Origin of the sequence: Micromonospora sp. NPDC048835, assembly GCF_040649995.1 — a bacterium.
GTDB lineage: Bacteria > Actinomycetota > Actinomycetes > Mycobacteriales > Micromonosporaceae > Micromonospora.
Genome location: NZ_JBEZGM010000054.1, coordinates 1 through 21,783 on the forward strand (window position 1 = coordinate 1; position 21,783 = coordinate 21,783).

Annotated in this window: 18 protein-coding genes; 10 read left to right on the forward strand and 8 right to left on the reverse strand. The window is 70.3% G+C overall.

The features are described 5' to 3' along the window. Nucleotides 1-666: 666 nt before the first annotated feature. A complete protein-coding gene (locus tag AB0C15_RS31835) occupies nt 667-921 on the reverse strand; it encodes a hypothetical protein (RefSeq protein WP_357358321.1) in 255 nt (84 codons plus the stop codon). A gap of 192 nt (nt 922-1,113) precedes the next feature. Here AB0C15_RS31835 and AB0C15_RS31840 point away from each other — a divergent pair, with 192 nt between their 5' ends. The 6 genes from AB0C15_RS31840 (at nt 1,114) to AB0C15_RS31865 (ending at nt 6,516) form a co-directional block, all read left to right on the forward strand. Then, nucleotides 1,114-1,584 (forward strand): PRC-barrel domain-containing protein, encoded by a 471-nt coding sequence (locus AB0C15_RS31840; protein WP_357358323.1) that lies wholly within the window; start codon nt 1,114-1,116, stop codon nt 1,582-1,584. 262 nt (nt 1,585-1,846) lie between these two features. Beyond that, the gene (gene trpS, locus AB0C15_RS31845) at nt 1,847-2,902 is read left to right on the forward strand and encodes a tryptophan--tRNA ligase (RefSeq protein WP_357358325.1); all 1,056 of its coding nucleotides are present in this window, start codon (nt 1,847-1,849) and stop codon (nt 2,900-2,902) included. A gap of 138 nt (nt 2,903-3,040) precedes the next feature. Further along, entirely contained in the window at nt 3,041-4,195 is a 1,155-nt protein-coding gene (locus tag AB0C15_RS31850) for a low temperature requirement protein A (RefSeq protein WP_357358327.1), read from the forward strand. 107 nt (nt 4,196-4,302) lie between these two features. Next, nucleotides 4,303-4,650, forward strand: a complete 348-nt coding sequence (locus tag AB0C15_RS31855) for a YciI family protein (protein WP_357358354.1) — start codon at nt 4,303-4,305, stop codon at nt 4,648-4,650. Nucleotides 4,651-4,652: 2 nt separating this feature from the next. After that, entirely contained in the window at nt 4,653-5,909 is a 1,257-nt protein-coding gene (locus AB0C15_RS31860) for a sigma-70 family RNA polymerase sigma factor (protein ID WP_357358329.1), read from the forward strand. Between the two features lie 16 nt (nt 5,910-5,925). Next, nucleotides 5,926-6,516 (forward strand): HAD-IA family hydrolase, encoded by a 591-nt coding sequence (locus AB0C15_RS31865; RefSeq protein WP_357358332.1) that lies wholly within the window; start codon nt 5,926-5,928, stop codon nt 6,514-6,516. Nucleotides 6,517-6,520: 4 nt separating this feature from the next. Here the strand turns inward: AB0C15_RS31865 and AB0C15_RS31870 are convergent, their stop codons facing one another. The 4 genes from AB0C15_RS31870 to AB0C15_RS31885 all read right to left on the reverse strand — a co-directional run bounded on the left by AB0C15_RS31870 (nt 6,521) and on the right by AB0C15_RS31885 (nt 11,966). Further along, nucleotides 6,521-7,492, reverse strand: coding sequence for an NADP-dependent oxidoreductase (locus AB0C15_RS31870; RefSeq protein WP_357358334.1), 972 nt, complete (start codon nt 7,490-7,492; stop codon nt 6,521-6,523). A gap of 132 nt (nt 7,493-7,624) precedes the next feature. Beyond that, nucleotides 7,625-8,692, reverse strand: a complete 1,068-nt coding sequence (locus AB0C15_RS31875) for a DUF916 domain-containing protein (protein ID WP_357358335.1) — start codon at nt 8,690-8,692, stop codon at nt 7,625-7,627. 92 nt (nt 8,693-8,784) lie between these two features. Next, a complete protein-coding gene (locus AB0C15_RS31880; RefSeq protein WP_357358338.1) occupies nt 8,785-10,764 on the reverse strand; it encodes an FN3 domain-containing metallophosphoesterase family protein in 1,980 nt (659 codons plus the stop codon). Nucleotides 10,765-10,907: 143 nt separating this feature from the next. Further along, nucleotides 10,908-11,966, reverse strand: coding sequence for a HupE/UreJ family protein (locus AB0C15_RS31885; protein WP_357358340.1), 1,059 nt, complete (start codon nt 11,964-11,966; stop codon nt 10,908-10,910). A gap of 340 nt (nt 11,967-12,306) precedes the next feature. Here AB0C15_RS31885 and AB0C15_RS31890 point away from each other — a divergent pair, with 340 nt between their 5' ends. Beyond that, nucleotides 12,307-12,969 (forward strand): hypothetical protein, encoded by a 663-nt coding sequence (locus AB0C15_RS31890; RefSeq protein WP_357358342.1) that lies wholly within the window; start codon nt 12,307-12,309, stop codon nt 12,967-12,969. A gap of 175 nt (nt 12,970-13,144) precedes the next feature. After that, nucleotides 13,145-15,673: a hypothetical protein gene (locus AB0C15_RS31895; RefSeq protein WP_357358344.1), complete on the forward strand. Its 2,529-nt coding sequence runs from the start codon at nt 13,145-13,147 to the stop codon at nt 15,671-15,673. Nucleotides 15,674-15,705: 32 nt separating this feature from the next. Here AB0C15_RS31895 and AB0C15_RS31900 read toward each other — a convergent pair whose 3' ends face one another. Both AB0C15_RS31900 and AB0C15_RS31905 read right to left on the reverse strand, forming a co-directional pair. Further along, entirely contained in the window at nt 15,706-16,398 is a 693-nt protein-coding gene (locus AB0C15_RS31900) for a hypothetical protein (RefSeq protein WP_357358346.1), read from the reverse strand. Continuing rightward, nucleotides 16,391-16,891: a sigma-70 family RNA polymerase sigma factor gene (locus tag AB0C15_RS31905; RefSeq protein WP_357358348.1), complete on the reverse strand. Its 501-nt coding sequence runs from the start codon at nt 16,889-16,891 to the stop codon at nt 16,391-16,393. Before AB0C15_RS31905 ends, AB0C15_RS31900 begins: the two co-directional genes overlap by 8 nt. A gap of 181 nt (nt 16,892-17,072) precedes the next feature. On the opposite strand from AB0C15_RS31905, the gene AB0C15_RS31910 reads away from it, so the two are divergent. Further along, nucleotides 17,073-20,303: a S8 family serine peptidase gene (locus AB0C15_RS31910; RefSeq protein ID WP_357358350.1), complete on the forward strand. Its 3,231-nt coding sequence runs from the start codon at nt 17,073-17,075 to the stop codon at nt 20,301-20,303. A 290-nt stretch (nt 20,304-20,593) separates the two neighbouring features. Beyond that, complete coding sequence (locus AB0C15_RS31915) at nt 20,594-21,115, forward strand: class I SAM-dependent methyltransferase (RefSeq protein WP_357358356.1); 522 nt, start codon at nt 20,594-20,596, stop codon at nt 21,113-21,115. 65 nt (nt 21,116-21,180) lie between these two features. Here AB0C15_RS31915 and AB0C15_RS31920 read toward each other — a convergent pair. Beyond that, a partial coding sequence (locus AB0C15_RS31920) for a non-reducing end alpha-L-arabinofuranosidase family hydrolase (RefSeq protein ID WP_357358352.1) occupies nt 21,181-21,783 on the reverse strand: 603 nt, incomplete at its 5' end.

The window sequence follows — 21,783 nt, forward strand, 5'->3', positions numbered from 1 at the left end:
CAGTCCGGGGTATAAATCATAATTGGCACTGGCTTTACAAGCACCCTGTTGAGTTCTCAAAGAACAACCACACACCAGCCAGAAACCCCACACCGCGAGGCCCCCAACCGGGGCTTTCCGTGCCGCGTCCCCGCCGCTCTCGCGCCGGGCACTTTTACTACGTTACCTCACCGTCTTCGCCGTGTCAAACCGTGTGTCCCGGTCTGTCATGCTTCGTACGGGTCAGCGCCGGCGCACTCACGCAGCAGCGAACCGCTGCGTCAGGTCGTCGGATTCGGCAGGCCGGCCGCTGCGGTTTCCCGCAGGCTCGCCCGGTGCCCTGCCGGTCGTGAACCTTACCCGGTCGGCTTCGCCGCACCAAATCCGCCTCGCGGCCGATCCGGCGAGCCCCGCCCGGACCGTGTCCCGCAGGAGCGAACCCCTGCTTGACCCGGTTGCCAACTCTCGTTCCGGTGCTTCAGGACTTCGTCCCGTTTGCCCCGTTCCGCGCTGGCAGAGAGAAAGTTACGCGTCTGCGGGTTTGATCGTCAAATCCACGGGTAGCGGCGCGCGTCACATTCGCGGTTCTGAACAGTTTTCCCAGCTCAGAGCCGTCGAGGCAGCAAAAGGGTCGAGGCAGCACCGCAAGCAGTCCGTGCCACCGCGTGCTCTCCGCAGCGGCGACGCTCAGGAGGTCGGCTTACGGCGAGCGGCGAGCCAGCCCCGGACGCCGAGGACGCCGGCGGTGGTACCGATCGCCAGCGACGCGGCGATCAGCAGCGCGTGCACCCACAGGAAGCCTGTGGGAGAACCGTCCGCAACCGTGCCGGACACCCAGGACCGCGGGTCCTGCCAGATGGCCACCGCGAACCTCGGCCAGATCACCCAGGTCCAGACGCCGACTCCGACCAGGAAGAGACTCCACCCTCGCGACAGCACCATGGCAGCCGAGTATGCCAGCGCACCTGCTCAGCAGGCCGTCGGCGCGGACGCGAAGCACTGCCGCACTCCGGCCGTCAGCAACGTCGTCCCACCGGCTGTGTCGCACGATGCGGAGTCGCCTGCTGTTTCCGGCGTCGGTGGGCTGGGCACTGCGAAGGGGGACAGCTCAGGACCGTTCCCCTGGAGGTGCCCGTGCAACCCCCGATCTTCAACCCCTGGGCCTGGCGTGACCCGTCTGCCCTGGCCGGTGGGTACACGCAGGCCACGCCCTCGGTCACTCCGCCGGACGACCAGCAGGGTCGCCACGACGGCCCGGACGCCCCCGGTCCGGGCACACCTGTCGACCTCGTCGGCTACGAGGTGCAGGCGAGCGACGGGCGGATCGGCACCATCGACGAGACGAGCGACGAGGCGGACGCCGGGCACCTGGTGGTGGACACCGGTCCGTGGATCTTCGGGCGGAAGGTGTTGCTGCCGGCCGGGACGGTGGTCCGGGTGGATCACCAGGAACGCGCCGTGCACGTCGACCGGACCCGACAGCAGATCAAGGACGCGCCCCCGTTCGACCCGGACTCGACCGACCAGGAGTACCGGGAACGCGTCGGCAGCTACTACGCCGACAGTTACCCGTCCCCTCCCGGCACCACACCGCGGGTAATCTGAGGCCGTGGTCCGGACGGGTAACCGCACACCAGAGGCGATCGACGTGGTCGACTGCTCGCACCTCGGTGCCGTTACCCCGACCAGCTCCGGCGATGGCCGCGAGCAACTCCTGAACGTCCTCCGTGCCGGTGGTCTGCGGTTCCGCGCCGGCGCGCGATGGCGGACGGCTCGCTGAGCCGACCCCGCTGACCGACACGGCTGAGCCAGCCCTGTCGGCGCGCGCCCTTGCGTCACCCACCTTCGGACAACGAGAGGCACCACCATGTCCGTCGCACGAATGCTCACCGGCGACCGGCCCACCGGCCGCCTGCACCTCGGCCACTACGTCGGCAGCATCGCCAACCGGGTACGGCTGCACCGACGCTACGACAGCTTCTTCATCATCGCCGACCTGCACATGCTCACCACTCGCAACCGTCGCGAGGACATCGACCAGGTCTCCGGCAACGCCCGCGAGATGGTGACCGACATCCTCGCCGCCGGAGTCGACCCGGACCGCGCCACGTTCTACCTCCAGTCGGCCATTCCCGAGGTCGGCGATCTCAACACGCTGCTCCAGAACCTGGTGACCGTCCCTCGGCTGGAACGGGTTCCCTCGCTCAAGGACATGGCCCGCGACGCCGGCAAGGAGGAGATGCCGTACGGGCTGCTGGGCTATCCGGTGCTCCAGGCGGCGGACATCCTCTGCGTCAAGGGCGAGGTGGTCCCGGTCGGTCGGGACAACGCCGCACACGTCGAGGTGACCAGGGAGATCGCCAGGCGGTTCAACCACCTCTACGGCCCGGTCTTCCCGGTGCCCGAGCTGATTGCGGCGGACACACCGAGCCTGGTGGGGACCGACGGCGCCGCCAAGATGAGCAAGAGCCGGGGCAACTCGATCGCGCTCTCCGACGACGCGGCGACGGTGCGTCGCAAGGTGCTCGGCATGTACACCGACCCGAACCGGGTGCGGGCCGACGTGCCGGGCACGGTGGAGGGCAACCCGGTGTTCGCGTACCACGAGGTCTTCAATCCGGACCGCGACGAGGTCGACGACCTGGCCGGACGCTACCGGGCCGGCCGGGTCGGCGACGTGGAGGTCAAGGAACGGCTGATCGTCGCGCTGGAGGGGTTCCTGGAACCGATCCGGCGACGTCGGGCAGAGATCGAAGCCGACCGGGGTCTGGTGGACCGACTGATCGTGGAGGGTACGGAACGGACCCGCCAGGAGGTACGCCAGACCATGGTCGAGGTACGCCGGGCTATGGGGCTGACCGGCGCGTACCAGCAGGTGCGGCGGCGGGCCGAGCGGAGCAGGCGCCGGACGCGGACGGCGTGAGGTCGGGCGTCCGGTGCTCGGCGGGGGGACCGGGGCTCAGCGTCGACCGGAACCCCGGTCACCGTGACGCACAATGCGGAGATGTGGGGGATTTCGAGCGTTCGGCCGGTACCGGTTGCGGAGACGCACCGGACCACGATGTTCGAGATCTTCTTCGATCTGGTCTTCGTCTTCGCCCTCACCAGGGTCATCACGTTCATGGCTGGGTCACCGACCGCGCTCGCCCTGGCCCAGGGGCTGCTCCTCCTGCTGCTGCTGCTCTACTCCTGGGGGCCGTACACCTGGGTGGGGAACCTGGTGCGCGCGGACGTCGGCCTGGTCCGCGCGGCCACCCTGGTCGCGATGGCGGCCATCTTCGTGGTCGCTCTGGTGCTGCCGGACGCGTGGACACAGGGCCCGGGGCTCGTCGACGCGCCACTCGCGCTCGCCCTGGCCTACGTCGTCGGCCGCGCGGTCCAGCTCGTGATCCTGTTCTGGGCGAGCACGACGGACGAGCCACTCCGTTCGACGCTGCGCTTCTTCACCGCGCCCGTGGTGCTGGCGTGGTTCCCGCTGATCGGTGGAGCACTGCTCGGCGGCGCGGCCCAGACCGCGCTCTGGACCGCCGCGCTGCTCGTGGACATCGGTGGTGCGCGGATCGCGTCCGCCTTCCGGCCGTGGCAGGTGCGCAGCGTGGACCACTTCACCGAGCGCTTCGGTCTGGTGCTCATCATCGCTCTGGGCGAGTCGTTGATCTCCGCTGGTGCGGGTCCACGGACGATGGCACCGGTCAGTGCGGCGGTGGCCGCCGCGCTGCTCGGTCTCGCCAGCACGGTCTGCCTGTGGTGGCTCTACTTCGACCGGCTGGCGGCCGCCGCTAGGAAGGCCGTCAGCAACGTGTCCGGTGAGCGACGCGGGGACGTCGCCGGCGACGCGTACGGCCTCGGGCACTCCCCGTTGATCATCGGTGCCATCTACGTCGCGCTCGGCATCGAGGAGGTGATCGGTCGGCTCACCGAGGAGCCGTCGCACCCCGGTCCGGTGGGTTGGGAGGCGGCCACCGCGCTCTACGGTGGCGCGGCCGTCTACCTGCTCAGCAGGTTGGTCTTCCGTCGACTGACCCTCTGGACGATCTATCCGGTGCAGGTCGTCGTCGCCGTACTGCCGCTGGTCCTGCTGCCGGTCGGCCGTTCCCTGCCCCCGCTGACGGCGCTCGCCCTGTTGACAGTCCTCCTGGTCGGGGTGACGTGGTTCGAGCGGCGGATCGATCGGCGCGACGAGCGGACCGCGACCGCGCAGCGCCTCCTGCCATGAACCACGGGCAGGAAATTCAACCCGCGGTGTCGAGATCGCCGGGTCCCGATCGTCGTCATCCTGGACGGCGACCACGCCGCACCGAGAGGAGTCGAGACGTGAAGTACATGCTGCTGTTCATGAGTCCGATGGTCGACGGGGAGGTCGTCGACAACGGGTGCAGCTTCGAGGACTGGATCCGCTACGACCGGGAGATGAAGGACGCCGGGGTCTGGGTCTCCGGGCACCCGTTGCAGGACCTGACCACCTGTACGACAGTGCAGGTCGGCCCAGGCGGGGAGCGCACCATCACCGACGGGCCGTTCGCCGAGACCCGCGAGCTGCTCGGCGGGTACGACGTCATCGACGTGCCGGACCTGGACGCCGCGCTGGAGTGGGCGGCCCGCAGCCCCGGGGCCATCGGCACCGGATCGGTCCAGGTCCGTCCGATCGCCGAGATCGACGTGCAGGTCTGACCGTGCCGGGTGCGGAAGGAGTCGTCGGGTCGTCGGTGGAGGCGGTGTTCCGGGAGGAACGCGGCCGACTGCTCGCCTCGCTCGTGCGCCGCTTCGGTGACCTCGACCTGGCCGAGGAGGTCACTTCCGAGGCCATCGAAGCGGCGCTGACGCACTGGCCGACCGACGGTGTCCCGAGCCGGCCGGGCGCGTGGCTGCTCACCACGGCCCGGCGTCGGGCGGTGGACCGGCTGCGTCGTGACCAGGTACTGGCGACCCGGCTCGCCGTCCTGCGAGCGGAGGCTGAGCGGGCCGATCACGCGCCGCCCGCCGACGCGGACCGGGATCTGCCCGACGACCGGCTGGCACTCTTCTTCACCTGTGCGCACCCGGCCCTGGCCGCGCCGGATCGCGGGGCACTCACCCTGCGGTTCCTGGCCGGTCTCACCACGGCCGAGGTGGCGCGGGCCTTCCTGGTGCCTCCCGCCACCATGGCCCAGCGACTGGTCCGGGCCAAACGGAAGATCCGCGACGCCCGCATCCCGTTCCGGGTGCCGGGCCCCGACGAGCTGCCCGGTCGGCTGCCCACCGTGCTCCAGGCGGTCTACTCGGTCTTCACCGAGGGGTACGCGGCCAGCTCCGGCCCGGACCTGCAACGGGTCGACCTGGCCGAGGAGGCCATTCGGCTGGGTCGGATCCTGCGTCGGCTGCTGCCGGCCGAGCGGGAGGTCGCCGGGCTGCTCGGCCTGATGCTGCTGGTCCACGCCCGACGTGCCGCGCGTACCGGGCCGGACGGGGCCATGATCCTCCTCGACGATCAGGACCGAGGGCTCTGGGACCGTCAGATGATCGAGGAGGGGCGCGGCCTGGTGGTCACCGCGCTGACCGGCCGGGAGCCCGGCCCGTACGGGGTGCAGGCCGCCATCGCCGCGCTGCACGACGAGGCCGCCGACGTGGCGAGCACCGACTGGGCGCAGGTGGTGGCGCTCTACGACGTGCTGCTGCACCTCGTGCCCTCCCCGGTCGTCGCGTTGAACCGGGCCGCCGCGGTGGCCATGCGGGACGGGCCGGAGGCGGGGCTCGCGTTGCTCGACGAGTTGGCCGACGAGCCGCGCCTGCGTGGCCACCACCCCTATCCGGCGGCGCGAGCCGACCTGCTGCGCCGGCTCGGCCGCTACGACGAGGCCGCGGCCGCGTACCGCAGCGCGTTGACGCTTGTCGGCACCGAACCGGAACGCGCGTACCTGCTCGGCCAGCTGAAAGCCGTCACGAACGAGTGAGCTGTACCCTTCCCGGGTGAGTCTGCCGCTGCCTCCCGGGCCGTTCGCCGCGTACCTCTTCGACTGCGACGGCACCATCGTCGACTCGATGCCGCTGCACTACCTGGCCTGGCAGCGGGCCCTCGAGGAGTGGGGCTGCGAGTTCCCGGAGGACCTCTTCTACGCCTGGGGTGGGCGGCCCACAGCCGACATCATCGTCGCCCTGAACGAGCAGCAGGGTCTGGCCATGCCGGTGGAGGCAGTCGTGGAGCGCCGGGAGGGCTACTACCAGGAGTTGTTGCCGCAGCTCGCGGCCGTGCCCGAGGTGCTGGCGCACATCCACGACGCCCACCGGCGGGTGCCGTTCGCCGTCGTCTCCGGCAGCACCCGCGCGTCGGTCACCGCCTCCCTGGACGCGCTCGGCCTGCTGGACCGGTTCGACGTGCTGGTCTGCGCCGACGACTACACCCGGGCCAAGCCCGACCCGGAGGCGTTCCTGCTCGCCGCGGAGCAGCTCGGCGTACCCCCGGAGTCCTGCCTGGTCTTCGAGGACACCGACCTGGGCATCCAGGCCGCGACGGCGGCCGGCATGGCTTCGGTACGCGTGCCGCAGCAGCGCACGTCCTGAGGTCTCAGGCCACCGTCAGCAGGAGCTTGCCGGCGTACGACGTCTGTAGGCGCTTGTGCGCATCCCGCACCTTGCCCAGTGGGAACGTCTCCGCGACGTGCACCACGAACGGCCCCGCCTCGACGAGTTCGTTCAGGCGCTGCAGTTGCCGAGGACTCGATTCGCCGTCGTACGCGCGGACCATGACGCCCGGACGCTCCTGCGGCTCGGGCTGCACGCCATGGGCGAACGCGACCACCCCGTCCTCGGCGAGTGTCTCGGTGAGCCGGTCCAGCGTGGCGCCGCCGGCCATCGCCAGGATGCCGTTCACCCCACCCGGCGCCGCGTCCCGGATCCGGGCCAGCACGTCGGTCATGTCACCGTGGCCGTCGAGGGACACGTCGGCGCCGAGCCGGGTCACCAGCGCGACGCCGTCCGCCCCGGACGCCACGGCGACCACGTTCAGCCCCTGCCGCTTCGCCAACTGCACGGCCAGGTGGCCCTGACCGCCGCTGGCACCGAAGATCAGCAGCCAGGCGCCGGCGGACAGGCTCAGCGTGTCGAGCCCGGCCAGCGCGGTAAGCGCGTCGGTGGGCATGGCACCCGCGTGCTCGGGGGGCACCCCGTCGGGCACCTTCGCCGCGTACTCCGCTTTGACCGCCGCGTACTCGGCGTAGAAGCCACCCTTGGGCCGGGTGCTCGCGGAGACGTAGACCAGGTCGCCCACCGCGAGGCTGCTGACCTTGCCGCCGGCCGCGATGACGGTCCCGGCACCGTCGGAGCCGGGCACGATCGGAAGCGCGGAGCCCTCCGGCACCAACACACCCTGCCGCTCGTACGCGTCCCACACCCCGACGCCTGCGCTCCAGACCTTGATCAGCACCTCGTCGTCGGCGACCTGCGGGATCGGCAGCTTCCGCAGGGTGATCACCTCCGGGCCGCCGAACTCGTCGAAGGCCGCTGCCTGCATCCGATCTGGCAGATCCCCGTCAACCATGTGGATTCCCTCTCCGCGCCGGCGTCACCGTCTCGCAGCATGCCGGCTGGGGCACAGGTGTGAGCCGGAGCTGAGCGTCGTTCACCCACAAGGACGAACGCCACGACCGGGCGGACGCCGCCGTGGCGTCGGTCAGGAGGTCAGCGGCTCCGGGCCACGAAGCGCCTGCTCGACGGCGTCGCGTACGCGGGCGTCCTCGCGCGCCTTGCGCTGCGCCTGGTTGCGGCGCCGGTACAGGTACGCCCCGACGAGCACGGCGACGAGCACGACGAGCGCCAGCAGCAGCATCCAGGGCAGGGCCCAGCCGTGCGCGGTGGCCTGCACCGGCTTGAGCGAGGTGGTGGAGCCCGAGGCGTCGGTGAGCAGGGGTGTCAGGGTCGCGGTGGCGGCCAGCGAGATGGCCGGAGCCACCCCGTGTACGGGCACCGTCACGTCCCAGCTCTCGCCCGGGAGCAGTTCCGGCGGCGCGGCGACGTCTCCGGCGCGTACCCGCAGCAGGCCGAACGGACCGGAGACCGTCACCGCCTGGTTTCCGGACAGGGCGGCGTTCCCGACGTTGTGGACCGTGTAGGTGATGGTGGCGTCACCCTTGCTGAACGGGTTCGTGGGTCCGTCGTACGTCACGTGCAGGTTCTCGATCGCGAGGTTCGGCTTCAGCTCGCCGCCCACCCGCAGCTTGATCCGGATACCGAGGCGCCGGTCGACGTTGATCCCCTCGGCCTGGTCGGCCTGGGTCAGCGTGGTCAGGATGCCGCCGACGTAGTCACCGGGCGTGGCGTTCTCCGGGACGTCGACGGTGAAGGGGACCTGCGCGGTCTTGCCGGGCTGGACCACGACGCTTGCGGCGTTCGTCTTCACCCAGGCGCCGATCGCGACCGACTTCTTGTCCTTGGTGAGCAGGTCGAGCTGGCCGGCGTCGGTGGTGAAGCCGTCCGCCGCGTACACGGCGAGGGTCAGCGGTGCCGGGCCGCGGTTGGCCACGACCATGGCGTCCTCGACGGCACCGCCCGGGTTGACGTTGTAGCTGTAGCTGGACCGGGCTTCGCCGTAGCCGTTGGAGGCCGTCCGGACCGTCCAGGCGACGTTGCCGTCCGCGGCCAGGGCGGGGCCGGCACCGACACCGACGGCCGCGACGACGGCGAGCAGGGTGAGTGCGGTCGTACGGAGGGGTGTCTTCCAGCGCGTTACGGACGGGTACATGTCGGTTCCTTGAGGTGATCTTGGGAGAGGTGCACACGGGTGGCGGGGTAGGCCCCCGAAGGTGCCTACCCCGCCCGCATGGAACTGTTCGGTCAGCTGCTCAGCGCAGTGATCGTGAGGGTGGTGCGGTAGCTGCCCTTCGCGATGCTGTCCGGGATCTTCAGGTCCAGGTCAGCGCCGAGCTTGGCGCCGCCACGCGGGTGACCCTGCGCGGCCGCGGCGAGCCCGCTGGAGACCGACAGGCCCTTGCCCTGGTCGTCGTAGGACGACAGGACCGGGGCACCGGCCTCGGCACCCGCACCGGCGTCGAGCACGTACGGGTTCCAGCCGAGGTAGGAGCCGGAGAACGTCTTGTCGGCGTCGGAGAAGTCGCCGACGTTGGCCGAGATCGACCACGGGGCGAGCGAACGGCGGCTGTCCGACACGAGGATCGGGTTGATCTTGCCGTTGGCCTGGAAGTAGGTGCCGTTGCGCTCCTGCGCGGTACCCAGGTCGACAAGACCGTTGTAGCCGTCGATCGTCCAGCCGAACTCGCCCGGAGCCGGGTTCGGCACGTTGACCTGGATGGCCTGGCCGTCACCGTGGAACGGGTGCACGGTCACGTTGTCGACGATCGAGCCGACCGGCTGACCCTCGGGGGTGTTGACGCAGGAGAGGCCGGCCTCGACGGACGCGTTCGGCGCGGCGCAGGTGCCGCTGCGCACGTTCGCCAGGACCAGCTTGTCGCCGCGCACCTGCACCTTGACGTAGCTGCGCACGTGCTCCTGGTTCTGCACGGAGTTGTACCAGTACTTGTTCGGGTCCAGCGGGTCCGGGCCGTTGCCCTTGATGCCGGTGCCGGTGGCGTCCGGCTTCTTGATGTCGTAGTACTTCGAGCCGGAGGCCGAGTTGGCGGTCACGTAGATGACGCCGCCCGGGCCGGGGAACACGTCGGCAGCACCCGGCTTCTCAGCCGGGTTCTCCTTCTGGCCGTTCTTGATGGAGTAGCTGCGCGAGTAGCTGTGGTCGTGGCCCTGCAGCACCATGTCGATGCCGAGGTTCGAGAAGGCAGTGGTGAAGTCTTCCCGACGCTGCTTGTTGTCGGCGTCGGTCGCGTGGCTGGCCGGCGAGTAGATGGAGTGGTGGTAGACCAGCACCTTCCACTTGGCCTCGGAGCCGTGCTTGTTCACCACGTCGGTGATGTACGCGACGTGCGCGGCGTCGCCGGCGTTGCTGCCGTCGGTCGGCAGCTTGTAGCTGTTGCTGTTGATGTCGATGAACAGCACGTCCTTGTAGACGAACCAGTAGTCGCCACCGGACTTGGTGCCCGCCGGGTTCCCGTTGTCGTAGTACGGGGCCGTGCGGTCGGTGTTCGGGGTGAAGTGGTGCTGCTCGTAGGACTTGCCGCCGACATCGTGGTTACCGATGGTGGCGACGACGGGGTACTGCCGCAGCTGGTCGGGAGCCATGAACGAGGTCCACTGGCCCTCGTCGTTCGCGGACTCGACGTGGTCGCCGCCGGAGACCAGCAGCTCGGCGTTCGGGTTGGCCGCCGTGGCGACCTTCAGGGTGTCCTCCCAGCCGGCCTGGTCCTTGAGCCGGTCGCCGGAGGAGCCGATCTGCGGGTCGCCGAAGAACAGGAAGTCGTAGTCGCCCTCGAAGTCCTGCGTCTTGAAGGCGTACGTCGGGGACCAGCTCCCCTCGGCGCCGACCCGGTACGAGTACGCCGTCTTCTCGCGCAGGTTGCTGATCGTGGCGTGCCGGTTGAACCCGGTGGTGGAGGTGTTCGCCGCACCGACGGCGTCGAAGCTGACCGCGCTGGCCGGGAACTCGCCGTTGACGATCTCGGCGGTCGGGGCGAGCTGGATCTTCTGGGCGGTGTCGGCCGAGGAGTACCAGGTCACGATGCGCTGGGTCTCGTTGGCGCCGACGCCGAGGATCACGCTGCTGATCGTGGTGGACTCGGCCGCGCTCGCGGTGGCCATCAGACCACTGCCGAGGGCCGCGCCCATTCCCAGGAAGCCGGCTGCGACCCCGGCGACCAGGCGCCGCCGCACGAGCGCGGAGGCCCGTGTCGAGGTGCTCAATGTCATCGACATTGTTCCCTTTTCAAATAGAGAAATGGATGTGCCTTCACCCGACGCTGGGGAAGCGATTCCACGCTTTCGCCGCCCGATGAACCGACCATGAACGTGATCTTGCGAAAGACTGCACTTCGCGAACTACTTAGCCTTACTCATGATCCAGAAACGCGCTGCACGAACCAGATCAGCCCCATAATGGACACGGCTGCGGATACGACTCCGGTCACCCAGAGGTCCGCTTTCGGCGCACGACGGCGCAGCACGAACAACAGCGGGAAGACGACGGCGATAATCGTCAGCTGAACGACTTCGATGCCGACGTTGAACACCAGCAACGACCACAGCAGGGTCCACGACCACGCCTCGTCGATGCCCAGCGCGCCAGCGAAGCCGAGGCCGTGCACGAGACCGAAGCAGAACACCACACCGAGCCGGATCCAGCCGGCCCGATCCAGGCTGAGGTGCCCGTGCCCGGTGGTGTCCAGGTCGGCCGCGTGCGCACCGCGCCGCCAGATCCCCCAGAGGTGCCAGCCGGCCACGACGGCGATCGACAGCGCGATGACCGGCTCCACGACCGCCCCCGGCACCTCGACCAGGCCGAGCGCGGCGAGCATGAACGTCACCGAGTGCGCCAGGGTGAAGCTGGTGGCCGCGAGCACGATCTCCCGGAGCCGCCGGGACCCCGCGATGAGCGCCAGCAGGAACAGGATGTGGTCGATCCCGGTCAGCAGGTGCTCGGCACCCAGCAGGAAGAACTCGCCGAACCGCTGGTACCAGGTCTGCGCGGTCGAGAAGGACGGGTTCGCGGCGTCGAGCGCCGCGCTGCCGGAACGGCCGTCGATCTCGTAGGTGACGATCGTCTTGGTGCCCTTGACGTAGCCCTCGCCGTCCGGGAAGAGGCCGCTGCGCACCACGTGCTCGTCCACCCGCTCGGGGCAGGTCCAGTCGAGCAGCAGGTCCGCGTACGGCACCCCCTCCCGTTCGCCGATCGTCGCGTCACCCACCTGGGTCGGGGTGCAGGCCGCACCTCGGGAAGCCACCGAGAACCGGTCGGAGACGTACGTCAGGACGGCGGCCGCGTGACTCCGCAGAGCGGCGGCCTGGGCGGCGGTGTCGCCCGCCTCGAACGCGGCGGTCCCCGCCTGGAAGAGCGGGTCGTCGTCACCGGCATCCGCGGCGGACACGACGAGGAGGTCGTATTCGAGTTCCACGGCGGTCCGAATGTGACCCTCGTCTCCCGCCGCAATTTTCGTGTACACAGTCGAGGAGAAGCCGTGCGCGGACGCCGGTTCGGCACCCAGAAACGGAACCACCGCTGCGGCGAAACCGACAGCGGCGACGATAACGGTACGGCGGATGCGGCCTGACATTCGACTCCCTCGGTTGGCCAGTGCACGTTGCATGCCGTGGGTGAACACCACCCCGCGCACCGACGAACCACCGGAGAACAAAACTCCGCAGCGACCGCCCACCGATTACCGGCGACCAAAATTGAGATAGGAATACGGGGAACCACGCGCACTTTCCGCCACCACCCGGAGGACGATCACCTTGCGCCCCCCGCTTCGGGCCGTTGCCATGCTTGCCGCGACCGCCGCGCTGGTCACCGCCTGCAACTCCAGCGCCGACTGGTCCCGGCCGCGCCCGACACCCAGCGCCGTCGGCACTCTCGGCCCGGGGTTCGTCGATCCGTCCACGAAGCCGGCCCCGGAGGCGACGATCACCCCGCAGCCCGGTTCGTGGGCCGGAGTCCACCCGCCGAAGGACTACCGGGTCGTCCTGCTGACAAGCGGTACGGACGACCCGACCAGGGCCCTCGTCACGGCTGTCGAGGAGTGGGCCGACGACGAACACGTCGACCTGAGGACGATCACCGTCGGCAGTGCGCACGACACGCTTTCGAGCATCGCCAAGGCGATGGAGATGGGCCCGGACCTCATCGTCAGCGCGGGCAACGACCTCATCGACGCGCTGGCGCTCGTCACCCCCAACCACCTCGACGAAAAGTTCCTCGTGGTCGGTGCGGAACTGGCCGAGCCCACCCACAACGTGACCGCTGTCGACTGGGACGGCGCGTCGTTCCGTGGTGAGGGGCTGGGCATGTCCTCGACGTACGACCCGAACTCGTTCACCGCCGACCGTTGCGCGGCGGCGATCCGGGCGGGTGTGGCAGCCGTCCTCAACGACCTGACCGGGATCGTGGTCTGGCTCTGACACACCGGAGGGCTCCCTTGCGGGTAGCCCGCTGCCGCAACCGTTCGGCTGATCTTCGGGCCGGAAAGACGGGCTGCCGTGAATCGATCCAACGTGCGATCCTCTACCGATTGATCATGATCGGGACCGGTAGTGGAGGCAGGGTTTGGGTACCGCTTCGCGTATTCGCCGACGGATGGTGTCGCTCGGCGTCGCCGTGACGCTCGTCTGCGGCGCGGCGGTGGGACTCACCTCCGCCACCGCCACCGCGGCGGCGAGCGCACCGACAGATCTCCAGACCGCCGGTAGTCCCTGCGCCAGCGCCGCCCCGGGGCCGTACCTGAGCCCGAAACGCTTCGGCGGGGCCCAGGCCGTCTCGCTACAGGGCACCCACAGCGGTACGCCACGGAGCGGACGGCAGGCCGACTTCCAGGTGTGGGACGTGACCGACCCGGCCCGACCGCAGCAGTGGCTCCGCGAGATGGGCGAGGAGAGCACCATCGTCTACGTCCAACTCGAGGACGAGTCGCGGCAGCTCGACGGCGTCACGTACGCCTGGCGGGTGCGTGTCCTCGACGGCGCGGACGCGTCGCCGTGGAGCAACACGTGCCACTTCACCGTCGATCGCAGCGGAGGCCCGGCACCGACGGTCACCTCGACCGACTACCCCGCCAGCGGTTGGGCCGGCAGTGGCGCGATCGGTGTTCCCGGCACGTTCACCCTGACCTCGGCCTCCGCCGACACCGTCAGCTACCTCTACAAGTTCTACTCCGGCGAACTGCCTGACGAGTACCAGGAATCCACAGTCGACGCTGACGGCCTCGGTGGGCCGGCGGTCGTCACGTTCACGCCCAAGGCAGCCTCTCTCCACTCACTGACGGTCCATGCCGTCGACCGCGCGGGAAACAGGTCCGAACGGGCGGTTCACACGTTCTACGTCAAGGAGACCCGACCGGAGGTCTTCTCCGCCGCATACCCGGAGTCGATGCCGAACCAGGACTACAACGTCGGCGTACCTGGCGCGTTCGAGTTTCGGGCCACCGTCGCCGGCACGGCGTCCTTCGCGTGGCGGATCGACGAGGGCGGGCCGTCCGGCACCGTGCCGGCGGATGCCAGCGGGAAGGCGACGGCGATGATCGCCCCGACCCGTGGCGGCCGGCAGACCCTGTACGTGCACAGCGTCACCCACGACGGCACTGCGCACGTCCCGCGCGCCTACGCGTTCGCGGTGGACGACGCCCCGGTTCTCTCCGGTGACACGCGTGGGGAGGTGACGATCGGTTCCTCGCTCACCATCCACCTCGCCCCGCGCGCGCCACAGGTGGTGGAGTACCTGTACTGGCCGGAGTACTCGGGCCTGGACCAGCGGCCGGTGGTGAAGACCGCGCTGGCGGCCCGTCCGGACGGCAGCGCCGACCTCGTCTGGACCGCCACCGAGACCCGCGTCGACGGCCTGCGGATCCAGAGCCGGAGCGCGGACGGCACCCTGTCCACGCCGCGCTGGCTGAACGTCTCGGTCGACGGTGCGGCACCGACCGTGACCCGTGCCGGCAGCACCGCGGCCGGCACCTCGTCCACCTTCACCGCGCACAGCTCGATGGTCGACATCGTCGACTACGTGGCGACGCTCAACGACGACGACAGCACGAAACAGGTTCTCCGTCCGGCGGCCAACGGCAAGGTCACCTTCAGCTTCAAGACGATGGTGATCGGTCACAACTACGTGAACGTCGTCGCCCGTAACGCCGCCGGTGTGCAGACGGAGAGGGGCGCCCAGGTCTGGACGACGACGGACGAGCCGCAGGTCAGTTCCGTGGAATTCCCGGAGAACGGCAGCGGTCGACTGGCCACCGGCACGTTCACCTTCAGCTCGTACCTGCCCGACACCGTTGGCTACCGCTACTCGATGAACAGCGGGCCGTACGTGACCGTCCCGGCCGGCGCCGACGGCACCGCGCAGGTGACCTGGACGCCGACGGCCGAGGGCGCCCACCGTCTGCGGGTCATCCGGCTCAGAGCCGACGGCGTTTGGTCCCGGACGTTCAAGGACCACCTGTTCGCGGTCGCCAACGCTGTCACCACTGTCGCATCCGTCGCTCCGGGCACCGTGCCCTCCGGTGACCTGAGGACGATCACCATCCACGGGACTCACCTGCACCAGGACGACACGGTCGAGGTGAGCCCCTACCGCACGGTGCCGATCCGGGCCTGGGTGAAGACGGTCTCGGCGGACCGCAGGACGCTCACCGCCGAGGTGGATCTCAGCCACGCGGTGCTCGGTCCGGCCACCCTGACCCTGCGCCCGTACGGGACGCTCAAGCCGTTGGTCCTGGCCAACGCGTTCACGATCGGCCCACCCCCACCCCTGCAGTCGGTCAAGCCACCCACCATCAGCGGAACGGTGGCGGCCGGTGGCACCGTCACGGTGAACCCGGGCGAATGGACGCCGAGCGCGGAGCGCTACTGGTACCAGTGGTCGGCGAACGGCGTCGAGATCCGGAACGCGAACGACTCGACGTTCGCGATCCCGGAGGCCATGCTCGGGCAGCGGCTGACGGTCGCTGTCACGGCCATCCGGGACCGCTACACCTCGACCACTGTCACCTCGGCCGCCGTCGCGGTCGACACGATGGTCTGGCGCCCGCGCCCGCCGAAATTCGACCTACGCCCACCGAAATTCGACCCGCACCCGCCGGGTTCGAAACCGCGTCGTCCCCCGAGCTGACCGGAACGAACGCGACAGGGCCGGTCCCGCGCTCAGCGCGGGGCCGGCCCTTCGTCCTCGAACTCGTACGTGGTGGTCAGCCCCTCGGGCAGGTCGGGGACCAGCGCGTTGGTGCCGTCGACAACCTGGACGTAGCGCTTGCCCTGGAAGATCGAGTAACTGCCGTCCGGCACCTGGTCGATCCGGAAGAGCTGCGTCGAGGCTGCCGCCGCACACGCCCGGCCGCGTACGCTGCCCGGCGCGGCATCGTGCACGACGGTCATGCAGACCGCGCTGGCACCGGACGACAGGATGATCCGGTACCTGTCGCCCTCGGGGCGCAGCACCCACAGCGCCCGATCGTCGATGCCCTGGTCGGTGGTGGCCCGCACCTGGTCGCCGTCCCGGTCGATCGCCAACGTGGCCCCGCGCATGCCGGGCAGCGTGATCCGGACCTGCCGCCGGCCGCCGAGAATCTCCTGCGGGCCCGCCGACGTGGTCGCGGACGGGACCACGGACGGCGCGACCTGGCTGGCCGGGCCGACGTCCGGCGTCCCGTCCGGCGTCCGGACCTGTAACAGAGCGGTGCCGGCGGCGACGGCCGCCACGGCCAGCCCTGCCGCGCCGACGACAGCCCGACGCCGCCGCCTGTCGCTGCGGTGCCGCAACGTCTCCGCCCCGGGCAGCGAGGTGACTCGCCGGACCTCGTCCACGATCGCGGTGAGATCGTCGCGCGGATCAGCCATGGGAGGTCTCCTCCTGGTGCGCATCGGTAAGCAACCCGGCCATCGCTCTCCGACCACGGGCGAGGTACGTCTTCACCGTGCCCACGGGGGCCTGCATCTCGGCTGCCACCTCCGCGACACTGAGATCGTTGAGGTGGTGCAGCACAACGGCTCGCCGCTCGTTGGCACCCAGCCGTTGCAGCGCCTGCAACAGCGCGACGTGATCCTCGTTCAGGCCGGGTACGCCCTGGTCGACCGCAGCCCGGCGGTGTGCGCGTACCCGGTTGAACGCCTTGCGCCAACTGCTCACCGCGATCCGGGACGCCACCCGGCGGACCCACGCCTCCGGGCTGTCGGTCTCCCGCACCGTCCGCCACCGCTGCCAGGCCCGCATGAACGCCTCGGCGACAGCGTCCTCGGCCTCGGCGCGGTTGCCGGTGAGCGCGTACACGTGACCCACGACCCGACCCGCGCAGGCCGTGTAGAGGGCGTCGAACTCTTCGGCATCACGCATCCGACCGGTGCCCTCCAACGCCTCGTCCCCTGGTCACCGCCGCATGGAACTCGCCCGGGCGGAACGGTCACGTCGGCGCGGGGTGACAATGTGGCCCGCGTCACACCACGGTGATCAACCTGACGAGCCGGCCAGGCGTCATCGTGCCGACCCGGGAGACGCCCGCGGCGGAGAGGATGATGTGCGACGACGGCAACGACGCGCCCTGAAAGCAGGCGTACTCGCGACCGCGCTTGTCGCGGCGGGCCTGGCCGCCCAACCGGCGACCGCGCAGGAGAGGCCGGCGACCACCGTCCCCGGCACGTCCGGGACGTTCACTCTGATCACCGGGGACCGGGTGTCGCTCGACGCGGCGGGCCGTCCACAGATCCAACGCGGGCCGGGTCGGGCCACCATGCGGTTCGTGAGCAGTCGGGAGGACGGCCACCAGTACGTCATCCCGGTCGACGCGATGCCGTTGGTGCGGGACGGGCGGCTCGACCGACGCCTGTTCGACCTGACCACGCTCGGCAGGTTCGGTTATGACGACCGGGCAGCGGAGTTGCCGCTGCTTGTCGCGTACCCCGAGAAGATGGCGGCGCGGGCGCGGGCCGCGACCACCGGGGGTGCCGGGCGGGTGCGGGCCGACCTCCCCGCCGCGCACGCGCTCGCGGTCCGCGCGGACCGGGACGATCGGATGACGCTCTGGGCGTCGCTGACCCGCGGTACGCCGGCCGCGCGCACCCTCACCGACGGGGTCACCCAGATCTGGCTGGACGGCAAGCGCAAGGTCTCCCTCGACCGCAGCGTGCCGCAGATCGGCGCTCCGGCGGCGTGGCAGGCCGGTTTCGACGGCACCGGCGTCACCGTCGGCGTGCTGGACACCGGGATCGACGCCAGCCACCCCGACTTCGCCGGACACCTCACCGAGGTCCGGGACTTCACCGGCGGCAACGACAGCAGCGACGCGGTCGGCCACGGCACCCACGTGGCGTCGACGATCGTCGGCAGCGGCGCTGCCTCCGGCGGGAGGTACCGCGGGGTGGCACCGGGGGCGAAGCTGCTCGTCGGCAAGGTCTGCGCCACCACCGAGTGCCAGGACTCGGACATCATCACCGGGATGCAGTGGCTCGCGCCGCAGACCCGGGTGGTGAACCTCAGCGTGGGTGGCGACGACGCGCCCGGTCTCGACCCGCTGGAGACAGCGGTCCAGGAGCTGAGCCACAGCTACGGCACCCTCTTCGTGGTCGCGGCGGGCAACGAGGGGAAGCCTAAGTCGGTCTCCTCGCCGGCCTCCGCCGACGACGCGCTCGCCGTCGCCGCCGTGGACGCCGACGACCAGCGGGCCTACTTCTCCAGCCGGGGCCCACGCGTCGGCGACAACCACATCAAGCCCGAGATCAGCGCGCCGGGCGTCGACATCGTGGCCGCCGCTCCCGGTGGTGACTACGCCACCATGTCGGGTACGTCGATGGCGACTCCGCACGTGGCCGGGACCGCCGCGATCCTGGCCGGGCAACACCGGGACTGGACCGGCCCGCAGCTCAAGGCGGCGCTGATGGGCTCGGCCAAGCCGACCGGTGCGGACACCATCTACGAGCAGGGTGCCGGCCGGGTCGACATCGCCCGCGCGGTCGACCAGCCGGTCGCCGCCGACGTCGCCGCCATCGACTTCCCGGTGCAGCGCTGGCCGCACGCCGATGACAGCCCGCTCACCCAGGTCGTCGGCTACCGCAACACGGGTGCCACGCCGGTCACCCTGACGCTCGCCATCGCTCCGGCCCCGGCCGGCATGCTCACCGTCAGCCCGACCATGCTCGTGGTGCCGGCCGGCGGCCGCGCCGAGGCGACGATCACTGTGGACACCCGGGTGGACGCTCCGGACGGCGTCTACCAGGGGGCGCTGACCGCGACCGGCGTCGGCGACCTGCGGGTACGGACACCCTTCGTGCTGAACCGGGAGATCGAGAGCTACGACGTACGCCTCGACCACACCGGACGAGACGGCAGGCCGGCCACCGACTACACGACAGTTGCGGCGAACCTGACCACCGGCGAGTTCAGCACCCTCGCCACGACACCTGGCGGCGGCGTGCTGCGGCTACCCAAGGGGCGTTACGCGCTGTACAGCACCATCCACGAGGGGAACGTGTCGACCCTGCTCGCACAGCCGGTCCTGGACGTACGCGGCCCGGTCACCGAGGAGGTCGACGCCCGCACCGCCAAGCCGGTCGCGGTGACGGTGCCGCAGCGGGACGCCGCGCCGACCTCGGTCAACGTGAGTGCCAACTGGGACGACGGCATGCGTTACCCGGGCGTCCAGCTCAGCGGCGTGTCCTTCGACGACGTCTTCTTCGGCCGGCTCGGGCCCGCCGTCGCCGCACCCGAGTTCACCGCGACGCTCGGCGTGGGGCTCGCCCGGCCGGGCAGGGACCGCACCTTCCGCAACAGCCCCTACACCTACGACCTCGCGTACGTCGGCAAGGGCGACATGTTCACCGGCCTGACCAGGAAGCTGACCCCGAAGAACCTGGCCACCGTCCACGCGACCTACCGGAGCCAGTCCACGACGACGACCGCCACCCGGTTCCATCGCGCGTCGGCGCCCGGCGGCTCGGGCCCGATCGGGTCGAACACCCCTGTCGACCTGCCGTTCACGGGCACCGAGTACTACAACACCGACGGCGGCATCGTCTGGACGTCGACGTTCGTGGAGGGGGACAACTCCACCACGCAGGATTCGACCTTCACGGCGGGTCGCTCGTACGCGCAGACCTGGAACGCCGCACCCTTCGGGCCCACCGTGGCCCAGGCGCCGACGCTGTCGCCTCTCGGGTACGCGGGCCGCGACGGCGACACCATCTCGCTCGCGTCGCTGCCCCTGTTCGGCGACGCGAGCGGCCGCCCGGCGAGCCGCGACGACCAGCCGGTGCGGGTCAGGCTGCTGCGCGACGGCAAGGAGGTCGGCACCTCGGACAGCCCGTGGGCCGAGTTCGCGGTGCCCCCCGGCAAGGCCACCTACCGCCTGGAGGCAACCACCACCCGGAGCGCGCCGGACACCCTGTCGACGTCGGTCACGGTGGCCTGGACCTTCACCTCGGCGCACACCACGTCGCCGGAGCGGCTGCCCCTGACGACGGCTCGCCCGACGCCCGTGCTCGACCGGACCAACACGACACGGGCGGGCCGGATCATGGCGATCCCGGTGACGCTGGACCGGCAGGCCGGCTCGAAGGCCGCGCCGAACCGGAAGCTCAGCGTCTCCGTGTCGTTCGACGACGGCCGGACCTGGGTCGCGGTGCCGGTGCTCCGGAACGTGGCTGTCGTCAGCCATCCGAAGCGGGCCGGGTTCGTCTCGCTACGTCTGGAGGCCACCGACACGGCCGGCAACACGGTCACGCAGACGATCCAGCGGGCCTATCGGATCGCCTGACGCACCACCCGGTCCGGGGTGGCGGCCGCCGTGGCCGCCACCCCGGGCCGGACCTCGAGGCCGGTGGGTCGACCGCCGTCGTACCCACCGATCGGTCGCGGTGACCGAGGACACGGTGCACCGACTCCACCGACAGGGTGGAATCAGAGGCGTGAGCAGAGCAGGCACCGGCGGGTGACGTCGTGAGGTCCACTCTTTCGACCCGCGATGCGGGTGCGTCCGGCGCTGGCACGACACCTGCGACGGGCGAATCGATTCGGGTGGCGGCCGCCCATCGGCAGCGCTGGGCGGTGCAGCGGATGGCCGTCGCACCCGACGACCAGATGCTGGAGATCGGCTGCGGTCGGGGAGCGGCAGTGTCCCTGGTCGCAGACCACCTCACCAGCGGCCGCATCGTCGCCATCGACCGCGCCGCGACGATGGTGCGACTCGCGACCCAACGGAACCGGAGCCACATCGACGCCGGCAGAGCCGAGATCCGACGCGCCGGCTTCGAGTCGGCCGACCTTCCGACCGGCCACTTCACCAAGATCTTCGCGGTGAACGTCAGCCTCTTCTGGTTGGGCGACGCGGCGCAGCAGATCGCCCGGATGCGCAGCCTGCTGACGCCCGGGGGGCGGCTCTACGTCTTCGGCGAGCGACCCACCTCCGCGCACGCCACCGCGAACCTCACCGCTACCGAACTACTGCTCGAAAGCCACGGCTTCGCCACGACCACGTCGAGCGCCACCCGTGGTCAGGGCCACGTGCTGACCTGCGTCACCGGCACGCCTGGCGCACCTCGTCGGGCTCGAACAGACCCGGCACAGTGAGCCGGGCGGGCTCGGCGTGACGCCGAGCCCGCCCGTTCCGGGTCAGTCGAGCTTGATCACACTGGTCAGCGCTGCAGGGTCAGCAGGCCCGGCCGGTACGGCAGGAGGCCGTAGTCGACGCCGTCGGAGCTGGGGGAACGACCCTGGTAGAGCAGTTGCAGGTTGCAGGCGTCAACGGTCATCGTCTGGTCGGCGTTGGTGCGCAGCAGCTCACCGTGGCTGATGTCGTTGGTCCAGGTGGCGCCGCTGTTGACCTTGCCGGCGAACGGGTTGCTCTGGGACGCGGCCTGCGGCGTCCACGTGCCACCCAGGCTGGTGGCCGTGAACGAGCGGAAGTAGCGGCCCGTCGAGCCGATCGCCTCGACGATCATGAGGTACTTGTTCAGGCCCTGGAGCTTGTAGACCTGCACGGCCTCGAACAGGTTGTTCGTGGTGTCACTCATGATGGTCGTGTAGTTCGAGCCGAAGCTGCCCGGGAAGTTCCCGATCGGCATGCTGGCCCGGTAGATCTTGCCGTTGTCACCGGCGAAGAAGAGGTACATGTTCGTGCCGTCGCCGATGACCGCCTGGTCGATCGGGCCGGTGCCGGAGCCGGTGATGCTTCCGCTGAACAACGTCTGCGGCGATGACCAGCCGTTCGGGTTGGTCGGGTCGGTCGAGGTCCGGTA

Bases quoted from the DNA above. Each gene is read 5' to 3' on its own strand.
- AB0C15_RS31835 (WP_357358321.1), bottom strand. From the start codon at position 921: ATGGTGCTGTCGCGAGGGTGGAGTCTCTTCCTGGTCGGAGTCGGCGTC.
- trpS (WP_357358325.1), top strand. From the start codon at position 1,847: ATGTCCGTCGCACGAATGCTCACCGGCGACCGGCCCACCGGCCGCCTG.
- AB0C15_RS31850 (WP_357358327.1), top strand. From the start codon at position 3,041: ATGTTCGAGATCTTCTTCGATCTGGTCTTCGTCTTCGCCCTCACCAGG.
- AB0C15_RS31855 (WP_357358354.1), top strand. From the start codon at position 4,303: ATGCTGCTGTTCATGAGTCCGATGGTCGACGGGGAGGTCGTCGACAAC.
- AB0C15_RS31870 (WP_357358334.1), bottom strand. From the start codon at position 7,492: ATGGTTGACGGGGATCTGCCAGATCGGATGCAGGCAGCGGCCTTCGAC.
- AB0C15_RS31875 (WP_357358335.1), bottom strand. From the start codon at position 8,692: ATGTACCCGTCCGTAACGCGCTGGAAGACACCCCTCCGTACGACCGCA.
- AB0C15_RS31880 (WP_357358338.1), bottom strand. From the start codon at position 10,764: ATGACATTGAGCACCTCGACACGGGCCTCCGCGCTCGTGCGGCGGCGC.
- AB0C15_RS31895 (WP_357358344.1), top strand. From the start codon at position 13,145: ATGGTGTCGCTCGGCGTCGCCGTGACGCTCGTCTGCGGCGCGGCGGTG.
- AB0C15_RS31900 (WP_357358346.1), bottom strand. From the start codon at position 16,398: ATGGCTGATCCGCGCGACGATCTCACCGCGATCGTGGACGAGGTCCGG.
- AB0C15_RS31905 (WP_357358348.1), bottom strand. From the start codon at position 16,891: ATGCGTGATGCCGAAGAGTTCGACGCCCTCTACACGGCCTGCGCGGGT.